Here is a 7,758-nt window from a genome sequence, read left to right as displayed (position 1 = left end):
CCCGCCCGCCGGGGGCCCGCGGGGGCCCCGCGCCGCCCCGGGGCCCTCCCCCGGCCCCCCCCCCCCGCCCCTTGGCCCCGACGATGCCGGCCGCCCCAAAACCCCCGCGGGCGCTGTCGGTGGGCGGGTGCACGATGGGGGGCATGAGCGTGACCATCGACATCACCGGACTGCCTTTGGAGCGGGTCTGCGTCGCGCCCTCTCCGCTGGCGGAGCTGGGGATGGCGTTGCACGCGCTGAGCGAGCCCGGCCACCACCCCGACCTGGGCGGCTGGGCGACCGCCGTCTCCTCCCGGCTGGACCCCTGCCTGGCCGACCGGCTGTGCGAGGCGGACTTCCTGTGGCGTACGACGTTCTCGGACGTCTTCACCCCGTTCGCCGGCATCCCGGGCGGACGCGCGGTCCCCGGGGCCACGCTCGCGGAAGAGCTGGACCTGCTGGACGCGTTGACGGACGAACAGTTCGTCAACGCGGCCCTGGAGTTCACCTGCCAGCTGCGCTACGACGTCCGGGAACCCGGCCCGCTGGACGACCCGGAGCTGCGCCGGCGCTCCCTGGAGCTGGCCGCCGCGCGCGGGGCCGTACAGGAGCGGTTCACGCGCCGCCTGCTGACGGATCCGCCGGCCGTCCGCACCTGGTTCCGGCAGCTGATGCTCGACTGCGACGACGCCTTCTTCGCCGACACCTGGGCCCGCGTCCAGCCCCAGCTGGCCGCGGACGCCCGGCACAAGACCGAACTGCTGCGCCGCAAGGGCCTCGGCGAGGCCCTCGCGTCCCTGTCCGGGGCGGTCTCGCTGGACGAGGACGCCGGGCTCATCACGGTCGACAAGCTGCTGGTGGGCCGCACCGCCACCGGGGACGGCGGCCTGGTGCTGGTGCCGACCAGCCTCGGCTGGCCGCACGTGATGGTCCTGCACCGGTACGGCTGGCAGCCCTCCATCTCCTACCCGGCGAGCGTCCCCCGGCCGCAGGCCCCGTCCGTGGAGCAGCTCACGCGGCGGCTGGAGGCGCTGGCGCACCCGGTGCGGATGCGGCTGTGCCGGCACCTCGCGCGCGCCGCGCACACCACGAGCGAACTGGCCGACGCGCACGGCATGTCGGCACCCGAGATATCCCGGCACCTGACGGTGCTGAAGAAGGCGGGTCTGGTCACCGACTGCCGGCGCGGCCGGTACGTCCAGCACCAGCTGGACCTGTCCGCGGTGGCCCGGCTGGGCAGCGACTTCATCGAGGGCGTCCTGCGCTGAGCCACCCGGGTCCGGTCGCCCGCGCGCGCGGGCGTCACGCGCCGGAGGCCGTACGGGACCGGCCGTCAGCCGTGACCGCCGGCCCGCACCAGCCCCGTCTCGTACGCCAGCACGACCACCTGCACCCGGTCGCGCAGACCGAGCTTGGTCAGGATGCGGCCCACATGGGTCTTCACGGTCGCCTCGCTCAGCACCAGCCGGGCCGCGATCTCGCCGTTGGACAGGCCCTGCGCGACCAGCACCATGACCTCGCGCTCACGCTCGGTGAGCCGCTCCAGCTCCTTGTGCTGGGGCTCCTTGCCGGCGGCGGGCAGCATCGGCGCGAAGCGGTCCAGCAGGCGCCGGGTGGTGGAGGGCGCCACGACCGCGTCACCGCTGTGCACGGCACGGATGGCGGCCAGGAGGTCGCCCGGCGGCACGTCCTTGAGCATGAAGCCGGAGGCGCCCGCCTTCAGCCCGGAGAAGGCGTACTCGTCCAGGTCGAACGTGGTCAGGATGAGCACCTTCGGCGGGTCGGGCTCGGAGCAGATCCGCCGGGTGGCCTCCACACCGTCCAGCTTCGGCATCCGGACGTCCATCAGGACGACGTCGACGGGGGTGGACCGCAGCACCTGGAGGGCCTCCACGCCGTCCCCCGCCTCCGCGACGACCTCCATGTCCGGTTGCGCGGCGAGCACCATCCGGAATCCGGTGCGCAGCAGCACCTGGTCGTCCACGAGCATCACGCGGATCGTCATCGGGCCTCTTTCGTCATGCGGTGGTGTGGCTTCGGGGGACGGTGTCACAGGTGTCGACGAGGGGCGCGCCGCTGCGTCAGTGCGCCGGCTTGAGCGGCAGCAGGGCGCTGATGCGGAATCCTCCGCCCGGACGCGGGCCGGCGTCCAGGGTGCCGCCGACCATGCCGACGCGCTCGCGCATGCCGATCAGGCCGTGTCCCTGCCCGTCGGCGCCGCCCTCCTCGTACAGCTCGTGCGGGGCGCCCTTGCCGTCGTCCTCGACCAGCAGGCCGAGACCGTCGTCGAAGTAGACCAGGCGTACGCTCGCGCCCGCGTTGGGCCCGCCGTGCTTGCGGGTGTTGGTGAGCGCCTCCTGCACGATCCGGTAGGCGGTCAGCTCCACGCCGCTGGGCAGCGGGCGCGGGGTGCCCTCCACCTTGAAGTCGACCGGCAGGCCGGAGCTGCGGCACTGCTCGACGAGGTCGTCGATCTGCTCGACGTCGGGCTGTGGGACGTACTCCCCGCTCTCCTGGTGTTCGCCGGTGCGCAGCACGCCCAGCAGGCGGCGCATCTCGGCCAGGGCCTGGCGGCCGGTGGAGGAGATCGTCTCCAGGGCCACGCGCGCCTGGTCGGGCGCGGCGTCCATGACGTAGGCGGCACCGTCGGCCTGCACCACCATCACCGACACGTTGTGCGCGACGACGTCGTGCAGCTCGCGCGCGATCCGGGCGCGCTCGGCGGCCACCGCGACCTTCGCCTGCGCCTCCCGCTCCTTCTCCAGACGGGCCGCGCGCTCCTCCAGCTGGGCGAAGTAGGCGCGCCGGGTGCGCATGGAGTCGCCGAGCACCCAGGCGAGGGCGAAGGGCACCGTCTGGAAGACGGCTATGGCGATCTGCCCGGCGAAGCTGGCCTGCTCGGCCGGCCAGCGGATCTGGGCCACGGTCGCCGCGCAGAGGCTGACGGCGAGGGCCAGCCGGGAGGCCCAGCGCGCGCCGACCGCCGCGACCGTGTAGGTGATCACCAGCATGGCGAAGTCGGAGACGGTCGTCTCGATGTCCAGGACCAGCTGAGCCAGGCCGACCACGAGGGCGACGAGCAGCATCGGCTCCGGGAAGCGGCGGCGCAGCGCCACGACGGCGCCCAGGACGACGGACACGGCCATCCCCTCGGCGATGGTTCCGTGGTGACCGGGCACCCCGTCGAGGTTGACCACACTCACCGCGGACACCCCGAGCAGGGCGACGGCCCAGAAGCTGTCGACCCAGGTCGGGTGGCGGCGGAGGAAGTCATAGAGGCGCTGCACGTAACCCAGCGTAGGGAAACCCGATGCGTGCAGGGGTCAACCGATGGGCCGATCCGGGCCGGGCGCGCGTACTCCGCAAGGTGGATGTCGTGATCATCTGTGTGCCTAGTCTGGTGCGGTGACGGATGAGACGACGGCGGAGGGCTCCCGCGCGCATCCCGGCCCGCGCGGCTGGCGCGCCGCGGCCGAGACGGCCCTGTACGGCCCCGGCGGCTTCTACCGGCGTCCGGAGGGCCCGGCCGGCCATTTCCGTACGTCCGTGCACGCCTCCCCCCTGTTCGCGCGGGCCGTGGCCCGGCTGCTGTGCCGGGTCGACGCGGCGCTCGGCCGGCCCGCGGTGCTGGACTTCGTCGACGTGGGCGCCGGGCGGGGCGAGCTGGTCGGCGGGGTGCTCGCCGCACTGCCGGCCGACGTGGCGGCACGCACGCGTGCGTACGCCGTGGAGATCGCCGACCGCCCGGCCGGGCTGGACGGACGGATCACCTGGCTGAGCGACCTCCCGGACGCCGTCACCGGGCTGCTGTTCGCCAACGAGTGGCTGGACAACGTGCCCGTGGACGTCGTGGAGGTGGACTCCGCGGGCGTGCCCCGGCTGGTCCTCGTGGCGGAGGACGGCTCCGAACGGCTCGGGGACCCCGTGACGGGCGCGGCGGCCGACTGGCTCGCGCGCTGGTGGCCGCTGCCGGCCGAGGAGGGCCTGCGGGCGGAGATCGGGCTGCCCCGGGACCGGGCCTGGGCGGCGGCCGTGGACCGGGTGGTGCGGGGCCTGGCGGTGGCCGTGGACTACGCCCACACCCTGGACGCGCGCCCCCCGTTCGGCACGCTCACCGGCTTCCGGGAGGGCCGTGAGACGGCACCGGTGCCGGACGGGTCGTGCGACATCACGGCGCACGTCGCCCTGGACGCGTGCGCGGCGGCGCCCGGTCCGCCGTACACGCCCTCCGGCACGGCGCGCACTCTCTCCGGTGCGGCGCACAGACCGGCCGATACGCCCTCCGACGCGCCCTTCACTCCGGCGCGGAACATGCCCCACACGCCTCCCGACACGGCGCAGGAGCCCCCCAGCACGGCGCACGGGGCCAGCGGAACAGCGCGCGAGCTTCGCCCCGCGCGCCTCCTCGCGCAACGCGCTGCTCTGCGCGCCCTCGATCTCACCGGCGCACGCCCTCCACTGGCGCTGGCCTCCACGGACCCCGCCGCCTACGTGCGCGCGCTGGCGAGCGCGGGCGAGGCGGCCGAGCTGACGGCACCGGGCGGTCTCGGCGACTTCGGCTGGCTGCTCCAGCCGGTCGGCATCCCGGACCCCCTGGAGCGGGAGCCGGAGGGCCGGTAGCCCGCACCGCCCCGGCGGCCGGCCCGCTCACCGCTCCCGCCGGCCTACTTGTCGATGTCGCCGACCACGAAGAACATCGATCCCAGGATCGCCACCATGTCCGCCACCAGCGTCCCCGGCAGCAGCTCGGTCAGCGCCTGGATGTTGTTGTACGAGGCCGAGCGCAGCTTCAGCCGGTACGGGGTCTTCTCGCCCTTGCTGACCAGGTAGTAGCCGTTGATCCCGAGCGGGTTCTCGGTCCACGCGTACGTGTGCCCCTCGGGCGCCTTCAGCACCTTAGGCAGCCGCTGGTTGATCGGCCCGGGCGGCAGCTCGGCGAGCCGGTCCAGGCAGGCGTCGGCGAGGTCCAGCGCGTTGTGGGTCTGGGCCAGCAGCACCTCGAAGCGGGCGAGGCAGTCGCCCTCGCTGCGGGTCTCCACCTTCAGGGTGTCCTGGAGGTCGCCGTAGGCCAGGTACGGCTCGTCGCGGCGCAGGTCGAAGTCGACGCCCGAGCCGCGCGCGATGGGCCCGCTCACGCCATAGGCGTGCACCGTCTCCGGTGCGAGCGTGCCCACGCCCCGCGTACGGCCCCGGAAGATCTCGTTGCCGATCACCAGGTCGTCGAAGACGTCCATGCGGGAGCGCACGTCGGCGACGGCGGCACGCGCGCGTGCGGTCCAGCCGGCCGGCAGGTCCTCCTTGAGGCCGCCGACGCGGTTGAACATGTAGTGCATGCGCCCGCCGGAGACCTCCTCCATGACGTTCTGGAGCACCTCGCGCTCCCGGAACGCGTAGAACACCGGCGTGATCCCGCCCAGCTCCAGCGGGTACGAGCCGAGGAACATCAGGTGGTTCAGCACCCGGTTCAGCTCGGCGAGCAGGGTGCGCGTCCACACCGCACGCTCGGGGACCTCCATGCCGAGCATGCGCTCCACGGCGAGGACGACGCCCAGCTCGTTCGAGAACGCCGACAGCCAGTCGTGGCGGTTGGCGAGGACGATGATCTGCCGGTAGTCGCGTGCCTCGAAGAGTTTCTCGGCGCCGCGGTGCATGTAGCCGATGACCGGCTCCGCGTGCACGATGCGCTCCCCGTCCAGCACGAGCCTGAGCCGCAGCACGCCGTGCGTGGACGGGTGCTGGGGCCCGATGTTGAGCACCATGTCGGTGCTCTCCGCCGCGCCGCCGATGCCGACCGTGGTCTCCGTCGTAGGAGTCATGGCCCCAGTTTCCCCTACGTACGCTGGCCTCATGGAAACGGGGAGCCTCGAAGGGACCGGAGCGCCGGCGGACCAGCCGGCGTGGCGCGCGCTGGAGCCCGGGCTGCTGCGCGTGCGCCGGCTGCTGCTGGTGGTGTGGACGGGGGTGCTCACGGTCGCCGCGGGGCTGCTGCCCGGGCTCCTGGCGGGGCCCGCGTGGGCGGCCTGCGCGCTGCTGCCGCCGGTGTGCGCCGCCTGGTGCTGGCGGCTGCTGGGCCGCAACTGGCGCTCCTGGCGGTACGCCGAGCGCGCCGACGACCTGCTGATCAGCCGCGGTGTGCTGTGGCGCGAGGAGACGGTGGTGCCGTACGGGCGGATGCAGCTGGTGGAGGTGACCTCCGGGCCCGTGGAGCGGCGCTTCGGGCTGGCCACCGTGCAGCTGCACACCGCGGCCGCCGCGACCGACGCGACCATTCCCGGCCTGGACCCGGCCGAGGCGGAGCGTCTGCGCGACCGGCTGACCGAGCTGGGCGAGGCACGATCGGCGGGCCTGTGACGCCCCCCGGCCGGGCCGGCGGCATACCGGAGCACCCGCCCGTCACCGAGCGCCGGCTGCACCCGGTCACGCCCTTCCGCCGCGCCTGGGCGCCGCTCACCGTGCTGGCCGGCTGGGCGGTGCACGACCCGAACGGCGCCCAGGAGCAGCTCACGCGGCTGACCGGCGCCATGCTGCTGCTGGGCGTCGCGGTGCTGGTGCCGGCGGCCGGTCTCTACGGCTTCCTGTCCTGGTGGTTCACGCACTACGCCGTCACCGACACCGAGCTGCGCATACGGACCGGGCTGCTGTTCCGGCGCACCGCGCACATCCGGCTGGAGCGCATCCAGGCCGTGGACGTCTCCCGTCCGCTCCTCGCGCGCGTGGCGGGCGTCGCGAAGCTGCGGATCGATGTCGTCGGCACCGACGACAAGGACGAGCTGGCCTTCCTGGGCGAGCGGGAGGCCCGTGCCCTGCGCGCGGAGCTGCTGGCGCGCGCGGCCGGTTTCGCACCCGGGACGGCGCGGGAGGTCGGTGAGGCGCCGGCGCGGGTACTGCTGCACGTGCCGCCGCGCGAGCTGGTCCGCTCCCTGCTGCTGACGGGCGCCACCTGGGGGTCGCTGTGCGCCGCGCTCGTCGTGCCGACCGTGCTGTGGCTCGTCACCGACAACCTGTGGACGGTGCTCGCCAGCGCCCTGCCGCTGTTCGGCGCGGCCGGCGCGAGCAGCGCCGGCCGGTTCGTCACCGAGTTCGACTGGACGGTGAGCGAGTCCCCGGACGGGCTGCGCATCGACCGCGGGCTGCTCGACCGGGCGCACGAGACGGTGCCGCCCGGCCGGGTGCAGACGGTGCGGATCGTGGAGCCGCTGCTGTGGCGGAGGCGCGACTGGGTGCGGGTGGAGCTGGACGTGGCCGGCTCGGAGAACTCGGTGCTGATCCCGGTCGCCCCGCGCGCGGTCGCCGAGTCCGTCGTCGCGCGCGTGCTGCCCGGCGTGACGGTGCCCCGGGAGCTGTCGCGGGTGCCGCGGCGGGCCCGGTGGTGCGTGCCGGTGTGGTGGCGCGGGCACCGGCTCGCGGTCACCGGCGCGGTGTTCGCCGCCCGGAGCGGTCTGCTGCGCCGCCGGCTCTCCCTGGTCCCGCACGCCAAGGTGCAGAGCGTACGGCTCACCCAGGGGCCCTGGAGGCGCCGCTGGGGGCTCGCCGACGTCCATGTGGACACGGGAGCCGACAAGACGGTCACGGCCCGCCTGCGCGACGCCCGGGAGGCCGAGCGCCTCCTCCACGAGCAGGCGGAACGCTCCCGCACGGGCCGCCGCAACGCCCGCCCCGACCGCTGGATGACCACCGGCTAGCCCCTCCGCCGTACCCGACGCACCGGGCCCGGTCTCCCCGCGGGGAGACCGGGCCCCGGGCGTACGGCCGGCGGTGGGGCAGGAAGCCGGGCGGCGC

7 protein-coding genes are annotated in these 7,758 nt (G+C 74.5%); 4 read left to right on the top strand and 3 right to left on the bottom strand.

Going from position 1 to position 7,758, the window contains the following annotated elements; all coding sequences use genetic code 11:
- Window positions 1-143: 143 nt before the first annotated feature.
- The gene (locus ABZ923_RS40395) at window positions 144-1,247 is read left to right on the top strand and encodes a DUF5937 family protein (RefSeq protein ID WP_361483121.1); all 1,104 of its coding nucleotides are present in this window, start codon (window positions 144-146) and stop codon (window positions 1,245-1,247) included.
- 65 nt (window positions 1,248-1,312) lie between these two features.
- Here the strand turns inward: ABZ923_RS40395 and ABZ923_RS40390 are convergent, their stop codons facing one another.
- Window positions 1,313-1,984, bottom strand: a complete 672-nt coding sequence (locus ABZ923_RS40390) for a response regulator transcription factor (protein ID WP_361483118.1) — start codon at window positions 1,982-1,984, stop codon at window positions 1,313-1,315.
- Window positions 1,985-2,060: 76 nt separating this feature from the next.
- Entirely contained in the window at window positions 2,061-3,266 is a 1,206-nt protein-coding gene (locus tag ABZ923_RS40385) for a sensor histidine kinase (protein WP_361483115.1), read from the bottom strand.
- A gap of 118 nt (window positions 3,267-3,384) precedes the next feature.
- On the opposite strand from ABZ923_RS40385, the gene ABZ923_RS40380 reads away from it, so the two are divergent.
- Window positions 3,385-4,599 carry an SAM-dependent methyltransferase gene (locus ABZ923_RS40380; protein WP_361483112.1) on the top strand — a complete coding sequence of 405 codons (1,215 nt, stop codon included), beginning with the start codon at window positions 3,385-3,387 and terminating at the stop codon, window positions 4,597-4,599.
- 44 nt (window positions 4,600-4,643) lie between these two features.
- Here ABZ923_RS40380 and ABZ923_RS40375 read toward each other — a convergent pair whose 3' ends face one another.
- Window positions 4,644-5,795 (bottom strand): NADH-quinone oxidoreductase subunit D, encoded by a 1,152-nt coding sequence (locus tag ABZ923_RS40375; RefSeq protein ID WP_361483109.1) that lies wholly within the window; start codon window positions 5,793-5,795, stop codon window positions 4,644-4,646.
- A gap of 31 nt (window positions 5,796-5,826) precedes the next feature.
- Here ABZ923_RS40375 and ABZ923_RS40370 point away from each other — a divergent pair, with 31 nt between their 5' ends.
- The gene (locus ABZ923_RS40370; protein ID WP_361483106.1) at window positions 5,827-6,330 is read left to right on the top strand and encodes a PH domain-containing protein; all 504 of its coding nucleotides are present in this window, start codon (window positions 5,827-5,829) and stop codon (window positions 6,328-6,330) included.
- Window positions 6,327-7,661, top strand: a complete 1,335-nt coding sequence (locus tag ABZ923_RS40365; protein WP_361483103.1) for a PH domain-containing protein — start codon at window positions 6,327-6,329, stop codon at window positions 7,659-7,661. The genes ABZ923_RS40370 and ABZ923_RS40365 overlap by 4 nt, the downstream gene beginning before the upstream one ends.
- The last annotated feature ends 97 nt before the right edge of the window (window positions 7,662-7,758 follow it).

This window comes from Streptomyces sp. NPDC046881 (assembly GCF_040645015.1).
In the GTDB taxonomy this organism is placed as follows: domain Bacteria; phylum Actinomycetota; class Actinomycetes; order Streptomycetales; family Streptomycetaceae; genus Streptomyces.
Note: the sequence above shows the minus strand (reverse complement) of the source record. Positions and strands in the feature narration are given on the sequence as shown.

Excerpts from the sequence above, each read along its gene's own strand:
- ABZ923_RS40395 (WP_361483121.1), top strand. The coding sequence starts at position 144 with ATGAGCGTGACCATCGACATCACCGGACTGCCTTTGGAGCGGGTCTGC.
- ABZ923_RS40370 (WP_361483106.1), top strand. The coding sequence starts at position 5,827 with ATGGAAACGGGGAGCCTCGAAGGGACCGGAGCGCCGGCGGACCAGCCG.
- ABZ923_RS40390 (WP_361483118.1), bottom strand. The coding sequence starts at position 1,984 with ATGACGATCCGCGTGATGCTCGTGGACGACCAGGTGCTGCTGCGCACC.
- ABZ923_RS40375 (WP_361483109.1), bottom strand. The coding sequence starts at position 5,795 with ATGACTCCTACGACGGAGACCACGGTCGGCATCGGCGGCGCGGCGGAG.